At 35.3% G+C, this 25,613-nt stretch carries 20 protein-coding genes; 12 read left to right on the plus strand and 8 right to left on the minus strand.

Annotated features, from left to right (window positions below; genetic code table 11):
- Positions 1-25: 25 nt before the first annotated feature.
- On the minus strand, positions 26-1,360 hold the full coding sequence (locus tag UABHE_RS11675) for a hypothetical protein (RefSeq protein WP_372370464.1): 1,335 nt from the start codon (positions 1,358-1,360) through the stop codon (positions 26-28).
- 556 nt (positions 1,361-1,916) lie between these two features.
- Here UABHE_RS11675 and fusA point away from each other — a divergent pair.
- Positions 1,917-4,013: an elongation factor G gene (gene fusA / locus UABHE_RS11680; protein WP_372370465.1), complete on the plus strand. Its 2,097-nt coding sequence runs from the start codon at positions 1,917-1,919 to the stop codon at positions 4,011-4,013.
- A 104-nt stretch (positions 4,014-4,117) separates the two neighbouring features.
- On the opposite strand, the gene UABHE_RS11685 is transcribed toward fusA, so the two are convergent.
- The 5 genes from UABHE_RS11685 to UABHE_RS11705 form a co-directional block, all read right to left on the minus strand.
- Positions 4,118-5,035 (minus strand): hypothetical protein, encoded by a 918-nt coding sequence (locus UABHE_RS11685; RefSeq protein WP_372370466.1) that lies wholly within the window; start codon positions 5,033-5,035, stop codon positions 4,118-4,120.
- Positions 5,036-5,181: 146 nt separating this feature from the next.
- Positions 5,182-5,562, minus strand: coding sequence for a hypothetical protein (locus tag UABHE_RS11690; RefSeq protein WP_372370467.1), 381 nt, complete (start codon positions 5,560-5,562; stop codon positions 5,182-5,184).
- A complete protein-coding gene (locus UABHE_RS11695) occupies positions 5,559-6,716 on the minus strand; it encodes a protein kinase (RefSeq protein ID WP_372370469.1) in 1,158 nt (385 codons plus the stop codon). Before UABHE_RS11695 ends, UABHE_RS11690 begins: the two co-directional genes overlap by 4 nt.
- Positions 6,717-6,892: 176 nt before the next feature.
- Positions 6,893-8,713 carry a threonine--tRNA ligase gene (thrS, locus tag UABHE_RS11700; RefSeq protein WP_372370470.1) on the minus strand — a complete coding sequence of 607 codons (1,821 nt, stop codon included), beginning with the start codon at positions 8,711-8,713 and terminating at the stop codon, positions 6,893-6,895.
- 64 nt (positions 8,714-8,777) lie between these two features.
- Entirely contained in the window at positions 8,778-9,740 is a 963-nt protein-coding gene (locus tag UABHE_RS11705) for an SDR family NAD(P)-dependent oxidoreductase (protein ID WP_372370471.1), read from the minus strand.
- A 119-nt stretch (positions 9,741-9,859) separates the two neighbouring features.
- Here UABHE_RS11705 and UABHE_RS11710 point away from each other — a divergent pair, with 119 nt between their 5' ends.
- The 11 genes from UABHE_RS11710 to UABHE_RS11760 all read left to right on the plus strand — a co-directional run bounded on the left by UABHE_RS11710 (position 9,860) and on the right by UABHE_RS11760 (position 24,222).
- On the plus strand, positions 9,860-11,632 hold the full coding sequence (locus UABHE_RS11710) for a long-chain fatty acid--CoA ligase (protein ID WP_372370472.1): 1,773 nt from the start codon (positions 9,860-9,862) through the stop codon (positions 11,630-11,632).
- 9 nt (positions 11,633-11,641) lie between these two features.
- Positions 11,642-12,124 carry a cyclic pyranopterin monophosphate synthase MoaC gene (gene moaC / locus UABHE_RS11715; protein WP_372370473.1) on the plus strand — a complete coding sequence of 161 codons (483 nt, stop codon included), beginning with the start codon at positions 11,642-11,644 and terminating at the stop codon, positions 12,122-12,124.
- Entirely contained in the window at positions 12,111-12,353 is a 243-nt protein-coding gene (locus tag UABHE_RS11720) for a MoaD/ThiS family protein (RefSeq protein WP_372370474.1), read from the plus strand. Before moaC ends, UABHE_RS11720 begins: the two co-directional genes overlap by 14 nt.
- A 5-nt stretch (positions 12,354-12,358) precedes the next feature.
- Positions 12,359-12,793 carry a molybdenum cofactor biosynthesis protein MoaE gene (locus UABHE_RS11725; RefSeq protein WP_372370475.1) on the plus strand — a complete coding sequence of 145 codons (435 nt, stop codon included), beginning with the start codon at positions 12,359-12,361 and terminating at the stop codon, positions 12,791-12,793.
- Complete coding sequence (locus UABHE_RS11730; protein ID WP_372370476.1) at positions 12,790-15,603, plus strand: PD-(D/E)XK nuclease family protein; 2,814 nt, start codon at positions 12,790-12,792, stop codon at positions 15,601-15,603. Before UABHE_RS11725 ends, UABHE_RS11730 begins: the two co-directional genes overlap by 4 nt.
- Positions 15,604-15,917: 314 nt before the next feature.
- Positions 15,918-16,400, plus strand: a complete 483-nt coding sequence (locus UABHE_RS11735; protein WP_372370477.1) for a dual specificity protein phosphatase family protein — start codon at positions 15,918-15,920, stop codon at positions 16,398-16,400.
- 320 nt (positions 16,401-16,720) lie between these two features.
- On the plus strand, positions 16,721-17,947 hold the full coding sequence (locus tag UABHE_RS11740) for a serine/threonine protein kinase (protein ID WP_372370478.1): 1,227 nt from the start codon (positions 16,721-16,723) through the stop codon (positions 17,945-17,947).
- A gap of 9 nt (positions 17,948-17,956) precedes the next feature.
- Entirely contained in the window at positions 17,957-19,777 is a 1,821-nt protein-coding gene (locus UABHE_RS11745) for a hypothetical protein (RefSeq protein ID WP_372370479.1), read from the plus strand.
- A 12-nt stretch (positions 19,778-19,789) separates the two neighbouring features.
- Positions 19,790-21,439, plus strand: coding sequence for a protein kinase (locus tag UABHE_RS11750; RefSeq protein WP_372370480.1), 1,650 nt, complete (start codon positions 19,790-19,792; stop codon positions 21,437-21,439).
- A complete protein-coding gene (def, locus tag UABHE_RS11755) occupies positions 21,436-21,951 on the plus strand; it encodes a peptide deformylase (protein WP_372370481.1) in 516 nt (171 codons plus the stop codon). The genes UABHE_RS11750 and def overlap by 4 nt, the downstream gene beginning before the upstream one ends.
- Before the next feature lie 471 nt (positions 21,952-22,422).
- Entirely contained in the window at positions 22,423-24,222 is a 1,800-nt protein-coding gene (locus tag UABHE_RS11760) for a protein kinase (RefSeq protein ID WP_372370482.1), read from the plus strand.
- A gap of 20 nt (positions 24,223-24,242) precedes the next feature.
- On the opposite strand, the gene map is transcribed toward UABHE_RS11760, so the two are convergent.
- Together map and UABHE_RS11770 are read right to left on the minus strand one after the other, a co-directional pair.
- Positions 24,243-24,986: a type I methionyl aminopeptidase gene (gene map / locus UABHE_RS11765; protein ID WP_372370483.1), complete on the minus strand. Its 744-nt coding sequence runs from the start codon at positions 24,984-24,986 to the stop codon at positions 24,243-24,245.
- A 1-nt stretch (position 24,987) separates the two neighbouring features.
- Entirely contained in the window at positions 24,988-25,536 is a 549-nt protein-coding gene (locus UABHE_RS11770; protein ID WP_372370484.1) for a hypothetical protein, read from the minus strand.
- Between the last annotated feature and the right edge of the window lie 77 nt (positions 25,537-25,613).

Below are 25,613 nucleotides of genomic sequence, written 5' to 3' on the forward strand. Positions count from 1 at the left end.
GTATCAATATTTTGGTAGCTTAATTTTATTTTGATTCTGTTTTTATTTGTAATATACACTCCAATGAAATTACACTATCAAAAGATAGATCGATACCTTGAGTTAAGTGTTCGATATTAATTGTTTTAATCGTAGACCCCATTTTATCGTTTTTACTTAGGTCTTTATCGAAAACTTCAAATTTGATTTGGCTGCCAACTTTTACTTTGATTGTCGTATTCACATCCCACTTTGGTTGTAAGTCATTCTTTTGCACTTTTGTCGTATACATCTTTGTCCATCCACCGTTTTGCCACAGATGAACAACAACCAAAGAATCGGGTTTTGTGGTTTTGCCAAAACCAAAGTCCCACTTTTTATTATTTGGCTTGCGCTTTGTATAGCTAGCATTTTTTAAGTATAAAATGTACGTATTATTCTCAACCGGGTTTTGCACAACAACAGTTTCGATTTCTTCAGTTGGTAAAGTAGTAATTTTTTCTTTGAAGTCACTTTTTTCTTCGAACATTTTATCATTTTTTGTACTAACAACATTCTCGTCTAGCGCTTTAGGATAAGTGAAGTCTTCGGTAATAACAGTAATTTCAAAAGGCTGTTCTTTTTGTAAAGACCTTACAAGAACTGTCCATTCCCAACCAGCCTCTTCTCCATCAGGATCAGCATCAATTCCAGAAATAGGATGAACAAAAACAATTCCTTCACTGTAGGAAACTTTTGTAGATGACTCTACTTCAATAGCACTAATTACATCACAATTATAACGAATAACAGCGCCTACATTTTTTACACCAACGGTACCAATATTACTAATTGCGATTTCATACTTACTCTGTTCTTTAGTGGTATGCTGATCTTCTTTAATAATATCAACTTCCAAATAAGCAGCATCTTCAATTTGGAAGTGACTCGCCGCTTTTGTAATTTTCTGTAATTCTTCAGAGACATTTGAATAATATACAGTAGCATGCAGCGGTCCATTTTGCTCTTCTTCGTCAAAATACGGGCTGAAAACTTCACATTCAATTTCATAATAAATTGTTTTTGAAGCTTCCAATGTACACGGTTCAAAAAAAACACCTTCTTCTTCAATGTAGTCAAAATCATCGAATTGAACGTCTTCAGATATTTCGCTAGTTGCAATTTGCGACAAATTTACAATGTCAAGACCAAAACTTGGGCTTATGACAAGCTGCACGTTGTCAATGGAGTTTAATGTAGTATTGCTAATCTCTACTGTGTAGTAAACGGATTCTCCTATTGTCACAGGGCTTTTAATTTCATTAATATGAATGTGTAAAGGTTCATCAGAAAATACACTGCAAATCCACAAAATACCAATACAAAGGTAACTCGTTTTCATAAACACTTCCTTATTAAAGGATGTGGAAAATTAGATTATTTTTTTCCGCACCCCTAAAAAAAATATAGACACACACTAGTTTGTATAATACAAAATAGAAAATAAAAAACCAACAGTATTCACCTATTGATTGAGGTCGTTTACCGTTGAACAGTATTAAAGCTTCGGCTACGTAGCTACAGCGATATGTCTCTTAGGCTGTCTTTGCTCTGACACTCAAATTTTATGCGAATTTAAAACGCACTTAAATTTTTTTGCGGCTCACTTAAATAACGATAGACTCTGGCTTTAAATAAAATTTTATAAAATTTTATTTGCATTCTTGTAAATATTATTTATTATAACAGCCTCGACGATTTTTTTTAGTAGCCTTCCTACTATCCGCAATGTTAACAAAAAACTAGCAGCTACCCTAATAACTCCAAATGAAATCTATTAGTATTATGCTAATTTTAAGGCTAGTTATTTTTTTTTTGCAAACTTTATTACACAAATGCGGTTTATAAAAATATCTGAGTTAATTATGTATTAAATAAAACTATTAAGGTAATCTCTCATGACAAAGAAAACTTCTTTAGAGTCCACACGTAATATTGGTATTATGGCTCATATCGACGCAGGTAAAACGACTACTTCCGAGCGAATACTTTTTTATACAGGAAAGTCGCACAAAATAGGGGAAGTACACGATGGTGATGCGACAATGGACTGGATGGAGCAAGAGCAAGAACGCGGTATTACCATAACCAGTGCTGCGACAACTACCATGTGGCGCGATCATACAATAAACTTAATCGATACGCCTGGACACGTTGACTTTACAGTCGAAGTGGAAAGAAGTTTACGAGTTCTTGATGGAGCGATTGGCCTTTTTTGCGCTGTTGGTGGTGTTGAGCCTCAATCAGAAAATGTATGGCGTCAAGCAGAAAAATATAATGTTCCTTCTATTATATTTGTCAATAAAATGGATCGCGCAGGAGCAGATTTTTTTAAAGTACTCGATGCAGTAAAAACAGATTTAAAAGCAGCTGCAGTACCGCTTTTTATTCCAATTGGAGCAGGAGATGAGTTCGAAGGTCTTATCGACTTAGTAGAAGATTGCGCTGTATACTATGAAGAAGAAGATAGTGGCGCTACGTATCGCGAAGAAGCTATTCCAGAAGAATTACAAGAACAGTACAAAGAATGGAAACAATACTTACTCGAAAGTGTAAGTGAGACAAATGAAGAACTTCTCGACAAATTTTGTGCTGATGAAAAAATAGAAATAGAAGAATTGCGAGAAGCTATCCGCGAGGCTACTCGAAAGCGTAGTATTTTTCCTGTACTTTGTGGTAGTGCTTTTAAGAACAAGGGTGTACAAAGACTACTTGACGCTGTAGTTTATTATTTACCTAGCCCTATAGATATGCCGCCAGTAAAAGGTATTATACCACGTACCGAAGAAGAAGCTGAGCGTACTCCAGCAGACGAAGACAAAATGTCTGCTCTTGCTTTTAAAGTTGTAACTGACAAGCACATGGGGAAGCTAACCTATGTTCGTATATACTCAGGAACATTAGAGTCTGGTTCTTATATTTACAACTCGACAAAAGATAAAAAGCAACGCGTTGGTCGTCTTGTAAAAATGCACGCAAATCGCCAAGAAATCGTAGAGAAACTCGATTGTGGTGATATTGGTGCGGTTATTGGTTTAGGTGAGACTGTTACTGGTGACACTGTCTGTAGTGAAGATCATCCGATTTTACTTGAAGCAATCGATTTTCCAAAGCCTGTTTTGAGTATGGCTATTATTATGAAGAATCGTATTGAGCAAGAAAAAACAATGAAAGCTCTACACAAACTGGCAGAAGAAGATCCGACATTCACAGTGCAACTAGATCACGAAACAAATGAAACTATCATCTCTGGGATGGGAGAACTACACTTAGAAATTCTTCTTGATCGTATGAAGAGAGAATTTGGATTAGAAGTAGAAGCTGGCGCACCACAAGTAGCTTACCGCGAAACAATTCGCAAAGAAATCGAAGCAAACGAAAAATACGTTAAGCAAAGTGGTGGTAAAGGTCAATACGCTCACATTGTGTTTAAGATTGAGCCTTGTGGTGAGGAAGAAGAAGAAGAGTTTGTATTTGTAAACAAAGTTACTCAAGGTAGAATTCCACGCGAATACATCCCATCGGTTGAAAAGGGTGTAATAGACGCATTGAAAAAAGGTTCGTACGCTGGATTTCAAGTTGTTAATATCAAGTTTACTTTACTCGATGGTTCTTACCATGATGTCGATTCTTCAGAAATGGCATTCAGAACATGTGCAAGCATTGCATTTAAAGCCGCTTTGCGTAGAGCAAAACCAGAAATACTAGAGCCGGTGATGAATGTAGCGGTTGTTACCCCTGAACAATATGCAGGTAGCATTACTAGTCACGTTTGTAGTAAACGTGGTCAGATTGTTGAAATGGGAACACAAGGATCTGCACAACTTATTAAAGCAAAGGTTCCTCTGGCAAACTTATTTGGTTACACCAGTGAGTTAAGAAACGCAACCCAAGGACGTGCAGCATTTACAATGGTATTTGATAAATACGATAGTGTTCCACAAAATATCGCTGAAGAAATCATTGAAAAGCAAAGAGAAAAAGATAACAAATAATTTTTAGTGTTATCAAAATAGCGATCTACTGCTATTTATTTCCAACAAAAAAGCGCATTGTTTTTAACAATGCGCTTTTTTATTGTATAGGTTTACAATCACAATTATCCTTCTTCGCTTTGTTCTTTCTCACCATGTTCTTCTTCTCTGTGTTCTTCATTATAAATAAAAATAAAACTGTTACAGAGCCAATGAAAAAAAACAACAAGCCCAACTAAGATAAATGTAAACATTGTAAACATCATAAATTTTGAAGACAAATCGCTATTTATTTTGCTACTAAAAATAGTGTAGGTAACAAAAGGAAACATCGCCAAAAATAAAAGCTTTAAGGCTACGCATGTATTACCTGCCCACTCAGTTCTTCGAAAAATAGAAAAAACAGCAAGAAAAGCAGCTAAAATAAGTAGTATGAAATGAAATATACGCCAGCCCAAAAAACCATACATGACAATACCACCGCTAGATATACTTATTCGATAACCTGTTACCGAAGGATCTATTTGCAGATGATTTAGCGATGCACAAACAAAAGATAAAGAAGCGAATATTCCGATACCATATGCACGCAAATCTATTGCGTATTCATCCGGGTATTCGTCTTGAAAATCGAGTGGCAGTAAAAATCTCCACATAACCCAAAAAACTGACATAATAAATAGACTTGTGGTCACCGCGTTTGCTATTTGAGTAAAAGTTTGAAAATTTGAAAAAACAAACGAAAGCGAAATTTTCGAAACGATTGTGTATAGCATAAAAACTTGCATAGCTAAAAGAAGAAACAATAAAATTTTGCAGGCCAATAAAGCAGTATTATTTTTGAATTTTAGTTGCCAAAAAGACCATACACTGAAAACTAGTAGCGCTAGAATTAGAAACTCCCATATTCCAAAAAATGAAGCTCTCATTCTTGAATAATTAGAGCAAAAAGAAAACACAATTGTTATTAGTGGCAAAGAAAAACCAATGAAACCTAAATAGTGAATTCTTTTTAACCACAGTTCTGTGCGATCATGCAACATATTATTATCCTAAATTAATGCAATAGTAGTTAGAGCAAAAAGAAAACATAATTGTTATTAGTGGCAAAGAAAAGCTAACCAAACCTAAATAATGGATTCTTTTCAACCACAGTTCTGTGCGATCATCCAACATGTTAGACCCTAAATTAATGCAATTCACGTTGTATGTCGTAGATAATTTCGCCACGAATATGTGCGCGAATACGTATCTTACGATTATGATAGCGCTTTATAATTTGCGGGGTTTGCGGGTCTCCCAAAGTATAACTGCGCCAGTTTTCGATAATATAGCTCTCTATTTTGCCAATGTTTCGTCTATACAAATCGCGCGACATGTTAGTTTTTACAAATTCTTTCATTGCATTACGCCACGCCTTATTTATCGCTAACTTCTGACTAGAGCCTTTTGCTCCACTCTCTATCCATACAGGATCAGACGAAGGGATTTCTTGTCCAGGACCAGGTTCAAAAACCCTATCATTTGCGCAAGAAACGAGGAACACAACTACAAATAGATACTTGATCATAAAAAATGCCTTAATATTAGCCATAAAACTATTAATCCACCACTACCAATCAACATTTTATGCTGAGTGTTTAATCGAAAATGGTGCTTTTTTCTCGTTAAAACAATTTGCGATTTTCGGTACGGATCTTGTTCTTGCTCTTCTCCAGAAAAGCTTTCATCAAACTTTAGCTTCTGACCTTGTAAAATAGATTTTAAATCCTGAAGTAATTCTGTAGGAGTTTGGTAACGCTCTTTGCGATTTATAGCGGTCATTTTTCTTATTAATAAACTAGTGTTTTCCGAAATATCACTACCTATTGTAAAATGGCGATTTTCAGTAGGCAAATTTGCGGTTAGCATTTGATAAAGACACACACCTAAGGAATATATGTCCGTGCGTATGTCAATATTCTTACTCCCTTGTTCTGGTGAAGCGTAACAAGCCGTACCAACAGTAATACCTGCAGTGTGATAAATATCTTGCGATAAATCTTTTGCTAAACCTAAATCGCAAAGTTTAACAATACCTTCCTGCGAATATAAAATATTTTCTGGTTTTACATCGCGATGAACAATAGAAAAACGATGCGCATGCTCTAAAGCAGAAGCTATTTGGCGGCAAATAATAAGAGCTTGCTTTTCTGATATTTTACCTTTGCTGTATACAATATGAGCAAGAGAGCAGCCTTCGACAAGTTCCATTGCAAAATAAAACTTACCTTGGTATTCGCCTATATCATAAGCTTCCACAATATTTGGGTGCTTTTTCAGTTTCGCTGCGTTTTTAGCTTCACGCACGAACCGCGCGATAAATCCAGGATCTTCAGCTAGTTCTTGGTCCAATATTTTTAAAGCAACAACACGCCCACCTTTTGTATGTTTCGCTTTATAAACACACCCCATTGCTCCTTCGCCTAATTTTTTAAGAAGTAGATAACTACCTAAAGTAGTTTCACCTTCTTTAATTTTACTAACCTCATTTGCAAGAAATGAATTTTCTATTTTTTCAATTGCTTCTTCGTTGACATATCCTTTACGAAGCAATATTTCTTTAAGCGATAAATTTTTACTGCCACGCAAAAATTTTATGCATTCAAGCATTTGTTCACCACTAATCAATCCTTGGCGAACAATGCGCCTTGCAAAAGCTAACTCATGTCTTTGAATAATCATAATATTTACCATACTAAGGGGCGCGGCGGAAAATAGCTTAATAAATTATTTCCGCCACACCTCTAAGAAGAAATCAAAAGCATCTGTAGTACTAGTAGCCAACAAGAGAGTAACTCACTTAAGTCACTATTTTGGCTGATTACTTACTTGATTTACATATTTGCAACTTATACAAGTTACTCGCTAATTTTAACATCCTCAAAATTATCCATTACACGCTTATCTCGCCAATTGATGAGATTATCACATGCTTTATCAAGACCTATTTTTACTTGGTCTTTTACACAATATCTGCGCCAAGTGATTGCTTGTTCGTCCATTTCGCTATTACCTATAATCCAAATATTTGGTATTTTACGAGTAATACCTCTGCGAATTTTTTTGTTAAATGTTTCTCCGCCTAAATCTAATTCTACGCGAACCATGTTATCAAATAAGCGTTGCTCTATTTGTTTGGCATACTCGTGAACAGTGTCATTAACTGGTATAATTAGAGTTTGTACAGGAGATAACCATGTAGGAAACGCTCCACCATACAATTCAATTAGAAATGCGATCATTCTCTCATGAGTACTTAAAGGAGCGCGATGTAAAATGAAAGGTCGTTTTGATTCTCCGTTACTGTCTGTGTATACTAGATCAAAGCGATCTGGCATAAGAAAATCTAACTGACATGTGGAAACTGTCTCTTCTCGTCCCATGACATTACTCAGTTGAATATCAACTTTTGGTCCGTAAAATGCTGCCTCACCAACTTCTTCATCGAAATCAATATTATTTTCTTTAAGTACTTCGCGAACAATATTTTCGCTTTCTTGCCACTGTTCTTCGCTATCAACAAACTTTTCACTGTCCTTATCGTGTAGAGAAAGACGCACGCGAAAATTTCCTAATCGTAAATGATCATAGTAAAAGCGATACATTTTCATTACTTCAGTAAACTCTTCTTTTACTTGGTCTCTCTCACAGTAAATATGAGCATCATTCATGCTCATGGCACGAACGCGAAGAATACCAGCAAGAGAACCATGCTTCTCATAACGAAAGACATCCCCATATTCCGACAAACGTATTGGTAAATCTCGATAACTGCGTGGCCTTGCTGCATATAATTTATGGTGATGTGGGCAGTTCATCGGACGCAGGTAATATTCATCGTGATCATCAATCGTCATAGGAGGAAACATACCCTCTGTATAATAAGGTAAATGCCCTGATCGAAAGTAAAGGTTTGAACGAGTAATGCATGGTGTCGAAACTCTTTGATATCCGGCCTTAAATTCTATTTCATGAGCCCATTTCTCTAACTCATCGCGAATAATAGTTCCGTTAGGTAACCATAATGGTAAACCAACACCCACTTCTTCATCAAGAACAAACAAATCAAGCTCTGCACCTAGTTTACGATGATCTCTTTGTTTGGCTAGTTCTCTACGCTTTACATAATCTTTTAGTTCTTCTACGCTCTCAAACGCCAAACCATATATGCGCGTTAGAGTTGGACGCTTCTCATCTCCGCGCCAGTAACTTCCAGCTATCTTATCTAACTTAAAAGAAGCCTTAGGAACTTTACCTGTGTCTTCTAAGTGAAAACCTTCGCACATGTCAGTAAAGGGACCATTTGTGTAAAAATCCAACTGCCCATTTTCTGCTTTTCCATTTTCTACAAGTTCTTTAGCAAACTCAATTTTATAATTTTGGTTAGTCTCTTCTAAAAATTTAATTGCTTCCTCTAAAGACTTCTGTGAAGCTTCAAACGTCTGTTTTTGCTTCACAATTTTTTTCATGCGTTTTTCTATATCCTTGAAGTCACTACTACTAATTGATTCTTCGCCAAAATCAAAGTCATAGTAAAATCCGTTGTCTACAGGAGGGCCAAAACCAAGCTTTGCGTTTGGACGTATTTCTAAAACAGCTTGCGCCATTATATGCGCTAATGAGTGGCGCAATTTATAAATATTACTGTTTTTATCCTGTGCTTTTTGTGCAGCTTTCATGTAACGATCCTTTACTTAATTGTTATTCATTTCTATCTGAGTACGCTCTGAAGTACCCTAATTGCTAGTCTATATATTTCGTCAATTTTTTAAGTAAACTCCATAGTTCTTGAGCATCTTCTTTATTTTCTCGTGTACGAGAAAGTACATGTTCCGGTTTGCATTCTCGATCAAACCAAAGCTTTCCTGTTTGTGTCATTTTATCAGAAGTGGCTAGCCACACAGCCGTATCAGCTCCCGCTTCAGGAGAACGCAAAATTTTATTAAATATCTTGGAAAATCGCGGTAATGATTTTTTTATGCCAGGAGTTTGTACCCAGCCAGGATGCATACAGTTCACGTTAATCTCTCGTTTTTTTAGTGAGTTTGCCCATAGAGAATTTAATATCACTTGCGCTCTTTTTGTTTGCGCGTAAGTTTTCACCCCATCGTAATCCTTAGCGCCTTTTTCTAAACTGGCTACATTAATTTTTTGAGTATACATACCGCCAGATGTTACCTGGATAATGCGCGCATCCTTTGATTTTTGTAACAAAGGTAATATACGCATGGTTAATAGAAACGGACCAACAACATTAGTTGCAAAAGTACACTCAATTTGGTCATTTGTCATTTCGTGGTGATGAAGCATTACCCCAGCATTATGTATTATAGTATCAATTTGAGGATACCAGTTACAAAATCGGTAAGCCAGTCGTTCTATAGAACCAATATCGGAAAGGTCTGCCATTTCTAACATAATATTTCTATTTTGCGTCGTCTTTAGTAAATAATCTTGTACTTGTTTTCCACGTTCAAGATTACGACAAACGATAATAACACGTGCTTTTCGCGCGGCTAATTTAAAAGCAATTTCTTTACCAATACCTGAACTTGCACCTGTAACAACGTACACTTTGTCACTAAGATCTTCCGGAAATTGAGTTGTCCAATATTTCTTTCTCAGTGAATATCCAGGCATTCCATACGAAAGCGCTATTGTCTTGTTGTAAATACCATTGACTATTTTGTCTTTAAAATGCATCATTTCCCCAAAACTAATTTGCAAATGTACCTGTAGTTAGGTTAGAATATTATACTATAAAATACAACCGTTAATAACAAATTTGTAAGTGACCTGACAAAAGTTTTAAGTGAGTTTACTATATGGATAAAGTAATCGCAAATGAACAAATAAATTATTGGGCAGAAAAAAAGCCTGATAGGCCTGCTTTGTTTAATAAAGTAGGTGGGGAGTGGAAAAAAACATCGTGGAAAGAATACAAAGATAAAGTAGATAATTGTTCTAGATCACTTATCGCTTTAGGACATGAAACGGATGAATGTGTCGCTATCATTGCTCACAATTGCAAAGAATTTTTGTTTTCGCAATTTGGAATTGTAGGAGCAGGAGGGGTACCAGCCCCTATTTATGTGACATCTAACGCAGACCAAGTGGCCTATATTTTAAATCACTCTAAGTCGCGTTTTGTTTTTATTGAAGATGAAACCCAATATAAAAAATTAATCAAAGAGCGTGAAAATTTAGATTTAGAAAAAGTGATTGTCCTGCGCGACTTTGCTGATCGAGATAAAGAATGGACATTAACTTTTGATGAATTTATGGCACTTGGTACAGACAAACACGAAGAAGAGCGCCAGAAACGCGCACAAAATCTAGACCAAGAAAAATCAATGCTCTTAATCTATACTTCTGGTACGACAGGTCAACCAAAAGCGGTAATCATTAGTCATAACAATATGCATACCACCGGCCTCATCGCAACAAAACGATTTACTTTAAATTTTACAAGAGTTGTATCCTACCTACCTCTCTCTCATATAGCAGAACAAATTATTACCAACGCAGCACAACTGCAAACAGGTGGTGAAGTTTATTTATGTCCTGATATGAAAGAGATCAAAGATTACCTTATCGAAGCGCGCCCAAATGTGTTTTTAGGTGTACCACGTGTGTGGGAAAAATTTGCAGATGCTGTTGAAAAACAGTTTAGTAAAGCAAGCTCATTCAAAAAATCGTTATTGAATTGGGCTAGAAAAGTAGAATGGCAATGCTTTGAAAAAGGTGTAAACCAAGGTAAAGAAATCAATACTTTTTCGCGGAAACTTGCCAATAAACTTGTCATTTCTAAAGTAAAAGAACGCCTTGGCTTTGATCGTATAGAAGTAGCAGTAACTGGAGCAGCTCCGATTAGTCTAGAAACACAAAAATTTTTCGCTTCGATAGGAATTACTCTTTTTGAAGTTTACGGCATGAGTGAAACCTCTGGTCTTATATCAACAACCATTCCTATAAAACCTCGCTTTGGTACTGTAGGGCAAACATTTCCCGAGTTAAAGCTACGTATAGCTGATGATGGTGAAATACTAGTCCAAGGTCCAAATATGTCATGTGGGTATCTAAACGACGAAGAAAACACCAAGGAATTATGGGAAGGTGGATGGCTACATACTGGGGACATCGGTAGACTTGACGAAGAAGGTAATTTAGTTATTACTGACCGTAAGAAAAACCTAATCATAACTGCAGGTGGAAAAAACGTAGCACCGCAACCTATAGAGCAATCACTACAATCTATTAGTGGTATTGGTAGTGCTGTCGTTGTGGGAGATCGCCGCAAGTATCTTACTGCTGTACTTACAGTAAACGAAGAAAATATATCTGAAGTAGCTAAAAAGCTTGGAGTGCAATACGAGTCACTATCTGAACTAGTTGAAAATGCTACTTTTGTAAAATATGTAGAAGACAAAATTGAAAAAGATGTCAATGCTAGTTTAGCAAAGTACCAAACAATCAAAAAATTCTATATTCTTCCGCGCCCATTCTCTGTAGAAACAGGAGAATTAACTCCAACTATGAAAGTTAAGCGCAAGGTAGTTATAGATAAATATGCACAAGAAATTGAAAAACTTTATTAGGTTTTACACATGCTTTCTCATTTAAATAAAAATAATCAACCGCAAATGGTCGATATAACAGCCAAAAGTTCTAGTAAGCGCACAGCACACGCGCAAAGTGTTATTGTATTGCCTACAAAGATCTGTGATTTATTTTGCGATGGCGATTTGAAAACCGCAAAAGGTTCTGTTACCCAAATCGCTATCATTGCCGGAATAATGGCCACCAAAAAGACCAGCGAACTCATACCACTTTGCCACCCGATTTCTTTAGAGAATTGTGATATTGAAATCGAATTTATAGGTGATAAACTTGTTGTTGATTGTTATGTAGCAACGTCAGGTAAAACAGGCGTTGAAATGGAAGCATTGACAGGAGCGACTATCGCTGCGCTTACTATATATGATATGTGTAAAGGTTTGTCCCACGATATTGTTATTCAGAGTACTCGATTGATGAACAAAAAAGGTGGCAAAAGGGATTTTAAGAGAGAAAACAATGAAAAACATTGAAGTTGAATACTATGCTATCTTGAGAGAAGAAAGAGGCTGTAAACAAGAAAATACAACCACTTTATCAACAACTCCACGCGAATTATATTTAGAGTTGCAAAAAAAATATGGTTTCACACTGTCAATAGAGAATGTAAAGCCCGCGATAAACGACGATTTTGTGGACTGGGATTATCTTTTGCAGGTAAACGACAAGGTTGTTTTTATTCCTCCTGTTACGGGAGGATAAGTACAATGTTTAAACTGTCAGAAGAAAATATACAACCTTTTAGATTGCAAGAAGCACTCCATAATGAAAAAGCAGGAGGATATGTTTCTTTTGAGGGATGGGTTCGGAACCATAACTTAGGCAAAAAAGTAACGAAACTAGAGTATGAAGCTTATCCTTCTCTTGCAATAAAAGAAGCAAAACAAATATTAGAAGAAGCAAAGCAGAAATTTTCTATTTTGGATGCACACTGTGTACATAGAGTAGGAAGTCTTGATATAGGAAAAATTGCTGTTTGGATAGGTGTTAATTCAATCCACAGAGGTCCAGCTTTTTTAGCCTGTGAGTATATCATTGATGAATTTAAATTGCGCGTTCCCATTTGGAAAAAAGAACATTATGTAGATGGTGACTCTGGATGGGTAAAATGCCATCATTGTCATGAAAAACACAAAGCATGAGAAAATTAGTTCTCGGTTCTTATCGCTGCCTAGAACATTCTTTAAGTAAACTACTCAAAGGACGTCAAGACAGTAATCCATTATCTCCAGTTGCAGTGATTGTTCAAAGTATCTCGCTAAAAAACTACTTAGAAAAATATATACTTCAAAATATTGGCAATACTGTAAATATAAGGTATTTTACACTTGAAGAATTTATTGAACAATCAGTTTTAGCTTATCCTGAGAATTTTTTTTATCTTCCACGAAGTATGCAAAATATTATTGTGGAAGATGTTCTCATTCATTTACCAAAAGATAATTATTTTACGCAAATTGATCCACAAACTGTTACCGTCACTGTTACTGAAACACTTATTTTTTTGAAAAAAAACAACATAAGCTCTGTTACTTTTCACGAATTTTCACAAAAACAAAACCAAAAAAAAATGCAAGACTTTTCAGCGATTTACTCTGCTTATGAAGAACTTCTCGACAAGAAAAATTTAGTGGACTTTGAAAAAGCAATCCTCCTTCAAACAGAATATTTTTTATCCTTTTCTGGCATTTGTCTCTACGGGTTTTATGAACATAGTGCTTGTGAATATACTTGGCGAACTTATCTTCAAAAACATCCACAAATTTTTTGCTACATACCTTTTCGCTCATTTCCTTTTTATAACTACACTCAATCTATCATTAAATGGCACTATCAAAACGGTTTTGAGGTATATCAGGCAGAAAATATTGAACGAAGTAGTTTAGTTTGTAATTTTTTTTCCCAAGACAGCTCTGGAATACATATCACGATGTTCAAAAATGAAGTAGAAGAACTATACGATATACCGCAAACAACCAAATTACAACAAATGAACTTCGCTATTCCTGCAAACGAACTATATTTAAACGGGCTCTGCAATACACTCAACGATTTAAATCTTTCTTTCGATAATGAATTATTCTGTGAAAAAGATAGTATTATTGTTACGGTATTAGATGTCTTTATACACAACTTTTCAAAAGAAGCGTTGCGCAATCTAATACACCATCGCCATTTTTGTTACCAAAATTTTACCAAAGATACTTTTGATAATATTTTTGAACAATTCGAACGATTTTTTAGTGATGAGTTTTTAGAGGAAGAGTTAGATTCTCCACAATCAATCATAGTCAATAGTATTATCGATTATTTAGTGGAAGCGAATTTGCAATTGTTGCAAAAAGACAACTATCGCGATTATATTGCCATCCTAAGTCGCATTATCTCTCGAATTAGCAATGTTGGTATCGACTACCGCTTGGTACGCATTGTTTCTCAAGTTGATTTTATTGAAGTAAACCACAATAACGCTAAAAAAATGTTGTCTCTCCCCTTACCAAAAATACCAAGTAATAGTTTTTCCGACACCCAAATAAACGATTGGCAAAGTTTTGTGGGAACAAATAGCCAAATTCTTGCCGTTTTAGGCGCAACGAACAATCATTTTCCTTCTGTACAAAACGTACGCACCATTTTTAACGATGATGAACTCACTCAAATTCAAGAAGACCATAATTTTTCCTTACCGAGTAAATTAGAAAAAGAAAAACTTTTACTCTGTTTGCTTTTTGACTCAACTAACGAAATCATTTTTTCTTATCCGCGTAAGGACTTTTTTATTGGCAAAGAACTTCAGCCATGTTCATTCTTAAACTTGATAATCAAGTTCGAGCAAGGAGAATTCTACGAAATTCACCGTTCGCAATTTTTATACAAGATCCCACGCAATCAAAAACATACTCTACTAGAGTACGATTTATCACTACACACTCAAGCAACTACCCAAAATGATGCCGGAGCACTTAGTGTGCTTCATGCTGTTCATCCACAATGGAAAAAATTGATAAATGCCTTAAGTGAGAAATGGCAAAAAGAAATTTTTACTGAATACGATGGTGTTTTTTCGACAGAACAAATAGAATTTTTTCTCAATGACAGATGCCCAAGTAAAATGGCAGAAGTTCCTGCTCATTTTCTAGAAACATATGCTCATTGCCCATATCAATTTTTCGTAAAACACTTTTTGAGAGTCACAACAAAAAATACGAATAACAATATGAATTTATCTAACTGGCAGAAAAAAAATATTCTACTTCGATCAATAAGAAAGATACAAGACTCTAGCAAAGATAATATTCGCAAAATTATCAACAAATGTTTTGAACAAACAGTACAAGAGAGAGACTTCAAATACCCAATGATATTTGAAATTGAAAAAATTCGTTTAGTAAACACTATAGAGAAGTATATTTTCCTTGCGCTTAACGAAAATACAAAAGATTTTTTTATTTCTTACAAAGAGGCAAAAAAAATTTCAGTAACGGTTGATATCAACCACACAGTTTGTTTTAGTGGAAAAATAGACCAAGTAAATACAGCAACAGAGGGGGATTACGGAATTCAGTATCATTTAAAAGACACTCACAAATACAAAAACAATTGCTTTTATGGAGGAACTCAACTCCAACTTCCAACAGAACTACTTGCTCTTGTTCAACAAAAATATACTCCCACACATGTTGAACATCGCTTTATTCGCGAAACAGGTGATTACAAACAAGTAAACTTCAGTTATGATACTTGGCAAGACACATACGATAAACTACAAAAAATTTGTTACTTAGTTTGTCATGGAGTCGAAAAAGGCTTCTTTGCTGCCACCCCTAATTCTCAAAAATGCCGAAACTGCAGTTATACAGAAATATGCGGCCCGCATCGTAATACGATATTTAATATGAAAAATAGCGACTTTCGCATACAATTCTACGATGAATTAAGTGAAATTGAGTAATCATTGTCTTAGTCTCTTAAAAACTAAACCACACTCAAGTTAAGACATTTCATCAACTAAAACTTACAGCTTGAAAACATATGGTTTTGACCGTGTTCCTAGCTCTAACCGCGATCGTAGCCATAATCGCAACTCAAATAAACCACAAATATTTTGCAAGAAATATCTAGAATATTTGGTCACAATCGCAACTACACTATGGCTAATTGATAACGCACCCTAATCATAATTTTATTACTCATCATCGTATAATGCTTGAAAATCTCAGCAAAAATGCTTAATATGTATAGAATAAATCTAAAAAGAATTTTATAGTGAGTAAACTAATGGAGCATCGTAACGGATTTAGCTTTGTAATTCCCCAAATATTAGCAGGAATGGGATTACCAGGCAAAAAAAATTCTATAAAAGATGACTTTGAGTTTTTATTGCAAAACAATATAAAAGCCATTGTATCGTTGATGGAATACCCTTTGAATAAAAAGGTATTAAAACAATATGATATGGAATATCTCCATATTGCGGTTAAGGATTTTTCTGCGCCTTCCTTAACTCAGATAGAAATTTTTGTAAACTTCGTAGATAAAATGCTAAGTAATAAAAAACATGTTGTTGTGCATTGTCACGCTGGTATCGGAAGAACAGGTACCATGCTTGCTTGTTATCTTACGAAAGAAGGTATGCAACCGGAAGAAGCTATTCGCGAAATACGCTATTTACGCCCAGAATCAATAGAAACACGCGCTCAAGAAGATGCTGTATGGAATTATTCACGATCTATAGGTATCAATATCTAAAGTTTTTATAGTTATGAGATATTTCGGAAATAGTAAGGCACTTTAAAAACACACAATGGTATTCTAAAAGAACCAAGTTATTAAGTAACCATTTTTTTTAACATAATTATCTTTGGACATAATAGCCTATCAAAATTTTAAATTGCGTAATACCAACTCCGGTTTTTCTTGTTTTGGTACTCGAACTACATGAATTTTAAACGTGCCTGAAAAATTTTTATAACTCACTTTTAAACGCGCCAAAACTTTTTGCAACTTGCTTAGGACGCATCGACACGCCCTAACTCTATGAGTTTTTTTAGAAAGTCCGAGGATCAACAGTGTCCGTTAATATTCATAAAATTATCAATTGCCCTATTTGTCAGATACAATTGACAATTACATTGTCAAATTTCGCGGGACAGCTACAACTTGTTTGTAACCGTTGCGAGTGCAACATTGTAAATTGGGTTGATAGCGATTTAAAAAATCAGACAAATACTAGTAAAAGATTTACGAAAACGGGTTCTAATCCTAGGAAACCTAGGTCTCACACTGCAAAAAGAATACCTGTTCAGTCTATAAAACAAGAATCGCCTAATGTTCTAAACAAACAAAACACCCATGAAATAAGTCGCGCTATAGAAGAAACAAAAACTCGTTGTGAAAAAATGAACAAGGAACCTAATACCAAAAAAAGAGCACCTACACAACCTATTAAAAAGTTTTCTCTTCCTAAAAATTCCCTTGAAAGAATAGGCGACTACCACATTATAAAACCGGTAAATAGTGGCTCAATGGGTGAAATATATCTAGCACAGCACATCGGTGTAAAGAATTATGCTGCCATCAAGTTACTCAGTTCACAGATGGAAAAAGATTCTCAGGCAGCAGAGAGATTTAAACAAGAAGCACGTGTTCACTCGCGATTAGAACATCCAAACATCGTAGGCATCTTTGATGTAGACAGTTACAACGGTCGCCCATATATTGTAATGGAGTATATCGAGGGGGAAAGTTTAGAAGAAGTATTGAGAAATCGCAAACAATTGCAGTCACGGCATACTTTAAAAATAGCAATAGCAGTTGCCCTTGCTTTAGAGCATGCGTTAAAACAAAAGATTATTCACCGCGACTTAAAGCCAGCAAATATTATGATAGATAGGCGTAATCGCAAAGTAAAACTGGCGGATTTCGGCTTAGGAAAAATACTAGAGGAAAAAGGACTAACACAACCAGGACAAATGATGGGAACAGCTTACTATATGGCCCCAGAACAAATTCGGAATGCAAAAGAAGCTGACCACCGTGCTGACATATATGCTTTAGGAGCAACAATTTACCATATGTTAAGCGGCCAACCTCCATACGCGAATATAAAAGGTGCGCTAGATATTTTAAAAGCAAAAATTAACGAACAACCTGAACCTATCGAGAACTTAGTAAGCGGCCTTTCAAGAGAAGTTATTGATATCGTAAATAAATCAATGCACCATAGCATTAATAAACGCTACCAAACTCCTGCAAAAATGAAAAAGTCAATGGAGTCTGCACTTAATAATCTGTAAGGATTTGTAATGAGAATATTTATACTAATTTTTATATTTACTCATGTTGTTACATGTTCGCTGTTTGCGCAAGAAGATGACTTTTTTCCTCCAGAAGAAGATGAGATTCGCTCTGAAGAAGAAGGAGATTTTTTCCCTCCAGAAGAAGATGAGATTCTCTCTGAAGAAGAAGGCTTTTTTCCAGAAGAGGAAGAGGAACTTCGTTCAGAAGAAGAAGGCTTTTTCCCAGAAGAGGAAGAGGAACTTCGTTCAGAAGAAGAAGTTCCTTCGAAAGAAAAAGAAGATTTTTTTCCAAAAGAAGAACCTTCTGAACAAGAAAAAACACAAGAAAAAACTAAAAGTAACAAACAAGAAGAGTATTCTTCACCGCAAAATGAACCACAAGAAAACTACTATGATTCCGAAGATGATGATTATGGCGGTGGAGGTGTAATTATCAATGAAGATCGCGATGTCCGCAACATAATGATCTCTGGTACTTTAGGGTTTTCTTATGTTTTTCGCGAAGATTTATTTGCAGATGCTGTCTTAGCTGATAACACAACTAATTTAGACGGTGATTTTTTCGACCCGCGTTTGACTTTACGTTTAGATATCTTTTTCTCTAACAACATCGAAGCTGTTATCGAATTACACAATGAAGTACGCGTTGCTACTCAATTAAATACAGGGCTTCTCAATAATAAATCAGGTAACTTATTTATTACAAACCGCGCTGAAGAAAATGCTTTTGTATTCGAAATAGAACGAGCATATTTAAATATTAGTGACTTTGGATTTTCAAATACAATGCTTCAGATAGGTATTATTCCTAAACGTTACGCTCTACGTGCAAATGGCGATGCCTTTTTTCTTGACCTAGGAGAATCAGAATCACCATTTAACGACGGTGACCCCAATGTTGACGAAGATGGCCAAGATATCAACGCACGTGGATTTGTTTACAGATGGCAAGCAAGCGAAGCTCTACAATTAAGTCAAATATTTCAAGCGGATATCGAAGCTTTTTATTTTAACACCCAAGAAAACGGATTTTTACGCCAAGACCAATCTATTGCCGGAATTAATCTTGATCTAGATTTCTCAAAAACAGTTATCAACGAAGATGAGTCTGAAGCACTACTTGTACGTTTTTTTAATGTTATGATTGCGGCAATCTTTGGAGATAATAACCAACCGATATGGTCTGTTGGTTTTGGTTTTGATTATTTTCTCAGCGAAAAGCCAGATGTTTACCTCATTGAACTTTACGGAGAAACATTATTTCAGTTTGGCGTTCTAGATCGCAAAAACATTGCACCCGCTTTTTCTAACAAAAACCAAGCACATTTAGCTTTTGGTGGTTATCTAGGAACAAGATTTTCATACGAAAAAAGCGATTGGAAACCGTTTGTTGATGTTTCTGTATGGTATGTATCTGGTGATGACGATGATCCTGACCGTGATAAAAACAGTGATCTAGTAACCTACGAAGATATTGATAGTACTTTAATCGTAGAAGAAAACGACTACGGCTTAGATATTGACTCAAACTATTGGGCAATTAAATTTCAGTCTGGCATTAGTTTAAAACCTCTAACAAGTGAAGAAATGCGTCTCGAAATTCTGTATGCGCACTTTGAAGCTATAGATACAACGGGCTCTAGTGGTCATATAGGAGAAGAAATTGATTTACGTCTTGTTTGGGAATATAGTAGTGATCTTACATTTGTTCTTGCAGCAGGCATACTATTCAATTCAACTTTCTTTAAAGATGCTTTTGATGAACTAGGCGCTGACGGCGATCAAAGTGTTTTCATGTTACGCTTTGAAACTTTACTACGATTTTAAGATGAGTGTGAAATGAGTGCCCCAGATCAACGAATAAGAATGTTTTCAAAAGAACAATTACAAAATCATTTGTGTGTAAAAGCAAAATCTTCATATGAAACAACCTACCACGGTGAAAAAAACATAACGAAGATTCTTGCTGACGATTACGGCTTTGGAAAAGAAGAGTTTTCGCAAATAGATGAAAATGCCTCTATTTTTAAAAATTACACTGTTGTTGGTAAAATAGGTGTTGGCCGTTTTGGAGTTGTTTACAAAGCCAAACAAAAAAATATGGGCAATCGTCTTGTGGCAATAAAATTATTGCAACCAAGATCGGAAAAACACATCGAGCATTTTCAACGACAAGTAAAAGCCCTTGGTCAACTACAACACCCAAATATTATCACTGCCATTGAATCGGGGCAAATTTTAAATATTTATTATTTAGTTATGGAATATTTTCATGGAATACAATTAGATCAATATGTTCGTGGAAATGGACCTCTTACTGAAGAAAGTACATTAAAAATCGCAGAAGATCTAACTTCTGCTCTAAAGCATATTTGGTCAAAAAATTTAGTACACCGTGATATTTCCCCGCAAAATATTATGATTGGTGAACACAAAGTAAAACTTTGCGATTTTAATTTAATTCGAGCAGTTGAATCAAATAAAGGCCACACTTATGGTATTGAAGTTCGCTCTTATGATTATTGCGCTCCTGAACTTACAGAAAAGGGAAAACTCAGTTTTACTTGCGACTGCTTCTCCCTTGGAGCGGTATTGTATTTTTGTTTGAGCAGTTATTCTCCTTTCGAAACGACGAATCGCCAAAATTTTAAAAAACGAATTGCATATCCGCTAAAAAAAATTGCTCCAAAGACTCCAAGAAATATTCAAAAGTTTATTTCTCGTCTACTTTCTAAAGAACCAGAAGCAAGATGTTCGCAACCAGAAGATTTGTTTCGAGATGTTGAATTTTTAGTTAAATACAATCGCAAAACATCAATAATTAAATCTTCGTGCTTAGCTTTTTTGGCACTTATTTTAGCAATGTATATATTTATGCCTCAAGTGCGTAATTTTGTAAAACGTGAAATCTTCTCTGTTGCAAAGCCAAACAACCTTGGCGAACAAATATATAATCAACGCGTTCAATGTGTTGTCATGATAAAAGCTGATATACTACTTGGAAGTGGCGTAATTATTAAACACGACAATCATCTCCTCATTGTCACAAATGCCCACGTAGTCAAAGGACAAGAAGTTGTCATTGTGACTCTCAGAAATGAAAAATCTTATCGTTTGCGTGTTATAGATCGCTACGATGATGAAGAAATAGATATCGCTTTCATTGAATTCCCTCATGAAATAAGCCCTGAATATATTATGCCTTTAGGGGAAAAAGTTAAAATAGGTGAAACGGTTTATGCAATAGGGCACCCTCGCGGTTATAAGTGGTCACTAACGAGTGGTACTGTAAGCGCAATTCGCGGAAATAGTATTCAAACTGACACACCAATAAATCCGGGGAATTCTGGTGGACCGCTTCTCACTCAAGAAGGATTTATGGTAGGAATGAATACCTATGTAGTAGGAAAAGCAAATAGTATTGGTTTTGCGGTATCCACAAAAAGAATACGCGAGTGTTTACGACTTTCTGAAAAAAATTCTCAATGAAAAAATTGAGAATATACCATTATCCGCATTCTGTTTTAAAACAAAAAGCGGTAGCTGTTCCAAATATTCAAGATAAAAAAATACAAACTTTAATTGACAACATGATTTATACATGCCAATTGTCAAAAGGAATGGGAATAGCCGCACCACAAATTGGTTATAGTTTAAGTATTTTTATACTAATGTCACACCCAAATCCTCGCTACCCTTATGCACCAATTTTTCCAATAACCACCGTTATTAATCCCACTATTATTGAGTATAGCCCAGAGAAGATTTGCGATTGGGAAGGCTGCTTAAGTATACCAGACAAGCGCGGCGAAGTTCCTCGTAGTAAAAATATATATGTTCAATATAGAGATCGCTACAATGAAGAAGTTTTTGCTGATTACAGTGGATTTGTAGCACGTGTCTTTCAACATGAATACGATCATTTACATGGTAAAATGTTTTTTGAACGTATGAATGAAAACCACTTATATACGTTGGACGAGTTTCATAAGATGCGTTAATATTTCTCTCTGTCTAGAAAAATAACAGGTGTTTCTGTTCTATAGCGGTAAGTTAAAGTATCATTTTAATTGAAGAGCGTAAGGCGTGTCCTCATTCAAATAAAAGACGTGACCTTGACCGTAATCGTTGTCATTATCGTAACCGAATAGTTATAATATTTTGGAGAGCATAGAAACAATACGAGTTAACAAAAGTTTTCCATCTTGCCATTGTTGAAAATCAAGAACTTGGATAATATGTATCAAGAATAGCTGCACAGGCAGAGCCACGAGCAATATGATAGAATCGAGCTTATCTGCACCCAGAGGATACCCGGTAAATTTACCATTGCCTTCAGCAATATTACAAAGATCGGTCAGAACCCGATAATTTTGATCAACGACATGCCTTAATAAAAAAAATCTGTAAACATTTTAGTCATTCACCGACCAATTAAACAAATATAACAGTAAACACAACTGAGAGATATTATGGATACTAATGACAACAAAAAATGTTTTGCTAATCGTTTTTTATTACAGGAGCAACTTGGAAAGGGAACAACAGGAGAAGTATATAAAGTTTTTGATAAACACCGAGAAAAAACACTTGCACTAAAAATAATTCGTTCATGTAAGGATCAAAACCAAGTACAGCGTTTTATTCGTGAAATAAAAATAATGCAAAAACTTGACCACTCTAATATAATCAAAATCTTTGACTACGGAAAACACAAAAATCCTTACTTTACTATGGATTTGATCGAAGGAAAAACTCTTGAGGCTTGGCTCAAATCTGGGGATATCAGTCTAAAAGACTCAGTGAATATATTGATAAATGTTGCCAACGGTATATCTTATGCTCATAGTAAGGATGTCATCCATCGCGATTTAAAACCTGAAAACATTATGCTAAAATCAGATAAAACCCCTATAGTTATGGATTTTGGGGCTGCTTTTACCGAAGAATTAGATGGCACTAGACTCACTCAACCTGGAATGTTTTTAGGTACTCCAGCATATATGTCTCCTGAACAAGCAACAGGGGATATCAATGGTGTTACTACTCTTAGCGATATATATAGTTTAGGAGTAATTTTATATGAGGCGACCACAGGCCAACTTCCTTTTACTGGACCGATTGCTAGTTTAATGCTAAAGATTGTAAGAGAACAGCCAACTCCTCCATCTGAAATCAATAATGATATTCCGAAAATGTTAGAACAGATTATCTTAAAAGCGATGGAAAAAGTTCCTAGCGAACGTTATAACAGTACTTCAGAAATGGTATTCGAATTAGAAAAGTTTGTCAATCCTAAAAAAATTGCGATTGCACCGATTTCTAAAGTTGCAAAAACAAGCGTAGCGTTATCTTCAAAAACAAGACAAATTAAGAAAAAAGCGCGTCTAAAAAACAGAAGAAAAAGGAAATCGTTAAACACAAGTTCAGCTATTTTGATTTCTAGTTTTTCGGTAGTAATCTTGTTTTTTTTCTTTATGAGTCAATCATTTCAAACTGAAAAAACAGAAGAAAAACTAACAGCAAAACAGCAAACTGAAAAAGCGCAAGAAAAACTAACAACAAAAAGACAAACTGGAAAAATTGAAGAAAAACGAATAGCAAAACAACAAACTGTAAAAGCACAAGCAAAACTAACAGCAAAACAACAAACTGAAAAAGCGCAAAAAAAACGAACAGTAAAACAGCAAACTGAAAAAGCGCAAGAAAAACTAACAGCAAAATGGCAAAATAAAAAAGTAAAAACTAAAGAAAAAGAAATCATTCCTAAAAAATTATCTTTTGGAAAAAACTTAATTAAAAATGGTAGTTTTGAAACCCCCGAAGTGAATAGTCTAGGCAGTATTACATATCCTCGTGGTTTTCTATTTCCATTCTGGAGAGGAAACGGTCCAATAGAAATTATGATTGGATATACAAAGTATGCTTATCCACACCATGGAAAAAAATGCCTTGAACTAGACAGTGATGGTTTTGGTGTTCGTCAAATTTCTCAGCATTTACGACTTAATAAAGGGCAAAAATATCTAGTTAAATTTGCTTTTCGAGCCCGAAAAGACAGTCCGCTAAACTCAAATGGAGTTAAAGTATTAGTAAATAAGAAAGTTTTCTTCGAATTAACAAAACCATCATCTTACAAATGGACTATTCACCAGTTTGAATTTATTTGTCGCTCCCAAGGAACAACATTATCTTTTGTTGATGCTGGTATTGTCGATTCTCTAGGATCACATATTGATTCAATCGAACTACTCCCTATCATAGAAAAATAATACTTCCACGCGATTTTCGATTAGGCTGTAATCACAATTGTGCCGTTTTTAGTAACTACAATTGTATGCTCAAATTGGGCGGTAAAGTAACCTTTTGGTGTACATAAACTCCAACCATCACTTGCTAACTCAACCCAAGTACAGCCTGTTGAAAGAAACGGTTCAATGGCAACAACCATTCCTTCAGTAAACTTGCGCTTATCATTTTCTCTAGAAAAATCAGGAACATAAGTTGGTTCTTCGTGAAGCTTTCTTCCTAAACCATGACCACATAAATTATGAATAATAGAAAAATTATGTTTTTTTGCACCACGCGAATATATTTTTTTCAGCATCTCTATTTTCTGGTTAGCTTTTATTTTCGAAATAGCTTCGTTAAGAACATTTTTTGTAGTTTTACACAAGAGTTGTAGTCGTTCATTATCAACTTCAACAGGGAATGTAGCGCCAGTGTCTGCGTAAAAACCATTTAATTCAGCAGAAACGTCTATGTTTACCATATCTCCTTTTTGTAAACGTCGATCACTTGGAATGCCGTGGGCTACTTGCTCATTAATACTGATGCAGGTGTAGCCAGGAAAGTCATAGCATTTTTTGGGAGCAGATATAGCCCCAAAACCTTCTAGTGTTTGACGTCCAATTTCATCTAGTTCTTTTGTAGTAATACCCGGCGATAGGTGCTTACTCATAGTTTTTAATGTAGTGGAAACAGCTTTACCTACAGCTTTCAATTTTTTTAAGTCTTCTTCACCAGCAATCCACATGTCAACATTCCTTGCGTAACTCTTTTTTAATTAAAATATTTATATATTGCACTAACAAACTTGCGTGAGCAAGAGGAGAACTAGGATTGTTAATGTCTCCATTGTTCTCCATATCGTGAAAATATTGCGGAATACCTTTTTTGGCATTGTCAAGAATATCGCGATATATTACTTGTTCTATTTTGTTTTCTAAAACCCAATCATAAGAAATTTTGTAGATTTTATAGCGAGCTTCTACTATAGAAAGAAGTTTACCTCCGTACTTGTGCCCCTCTGGTTTCCCACCGCGTTTTTTTCCTGGACCACGAAAATAACGCGGAGCTATTTTTTTACGAATAACCTTAAGGCCTTGCCAAATTCCTTCAACAGTATCACTGTATTCTCCTGGCTTTTTAGGAATAGGGATATCATTATGAACATAAAAAGGACTGAACTGACAATAAGGTTCTTCACTATAACTACTTACATCTATAAGAAGAGCGTCTTTTGAAACATGGTCCCTTTTAGAAAAAGCCACAAAATGACATTTTGCGTATTTGACTTTCTTCATTTCAGTTTCATTTCTTTTTTATAAAACGAACATTTTGACAAACAAACGGTTTTATTTAGTATTATGATAATAATTGG

This window comes from Candidatus Uabimicrobium helgolandensis, from assembly GCF_041508025.1.
GTDB lineage: Bacteria > Planctomycetota > Uabimicrobiia > Uabimicrobiales > Uabimicrobiaceae > Uabimicrobium > Uabimicrobium helgolandensis.

Coding starts and splice junctions, on each gene's coding strand:
- UABHE_RS11675 (WP_372370464.1), bottom strand. CDS start 1,360: ATGAAAACGAGTTACCTTTGTATTGGTATTTTGTGGATTTGCAGTGTA.
- fusA (WP_372370465.1), top strand. CDS start 1,917: ATGACAAAGAAAACTTCTTTAGAGTCCACACGTAATATTGGTATTATG.
- UABHE_RS11685 (WP_372370466.1), bottom strand. CDS start 5,035: ATGTTGCATGATCGCACAGAACTGTGGTTAAAAAGAATTCACTATTTA.
- UABHE_RS11690 (WP_372370467.1), bottom strand. CDS start 5,562: ATGATCAAGTATCTATTTGTAGTTGTGTTCCTCGTTTCTTGCGCAAAT.
- UABHE_RS11695 (WP_372370469.1), bottom strand. CDS start 6,716: ATGATTATTCAAAGACATGAGTTAGCTTTTGCAAGGCGCATTGTTCGC.
- thrS (WP_372370470.1), bottom strand. CDS start 8,713: ATGAAAGCTGCACAAAAAGCACAGGATAAAAACAGTAATATTTATAAA.
- UABHE_RS11705 (WP_372370471.1), bottom strand. CDS start 9,740: ATGATGCATTTTAAAGACAAAATAGTCAATGGTATTTACAACAAGACA.
- UABHE_RS11710 (WP_372370472.1), top strand. CDS start 9,860: ATGGATAAAGTAATCGCAAATGAACAAATAAATTATTGGGCAGAAAAA.
- moaC (WP_372370473.1), top strand. CDS start 11,642: ATGCTTTCTCATTTAAATAAAAATAATCAACCGCAAATGGTCGATATA.
- UABHE_RS11720 (WP_372370474.1), top strand. CDS start 12,111: ATGAAAAACATTGAAGTTGAATACTATGCTATCTTGAGAGAAGAAAGA.
- UABHE_RS11725 (WP_372370475.1), top strand. CDS start 12,359: ATGTTTAAACTGTCAGAAGAAAATATACAACCTTTTAGATTGCAAGAA.
- UABHE_RS11730 (WP_372370476.1), top strand. CDS start 12,790: ATGAGAAAATTAGTTCTCGGTTCTTATCGCTGCCTAGAACATTCTTTA.
- UABHE_RS11745 (WP_372370479.1), top strand. CDS start 17,957: ATGAGAATATTTATACTAATTTTTATATTTACTCATGTTGTTACATGT.
- UABHE_RS11750 (WP_372370480.1), top strand. CDS start 19,790: ATGAGTGCCCCAGATCAACGAATAAGAATGTTTTCAAAAGAACAATTA.
- def (WP_372370481.1), top strand. CDS start 21,436: ATGAAAAAATTGAGAATATACCATTATCCGCATTCTGTTTTAAAACAA.
- UABHE_RS11760 (WP_372370482.1), top strand. CDS start 22,423: ATGGATACTAATGACAACAAAAAATGTTTTGCTAATCGTTTTTTATTA.
- map (WP_372370483.1), bottom strand. CDS start 24,986: ATGTGGATTGCTGGTGAAGAAGACTTAAAAAAATTGAAAGCTGTAGGT.
- UABHE_RS11770 (WP_372370484.1), bottom strand. CDS start 25,536: ATGAAGAAAGTCAAATACGCAAAATGTCATTTTGTGGCTTTTTCTAAA.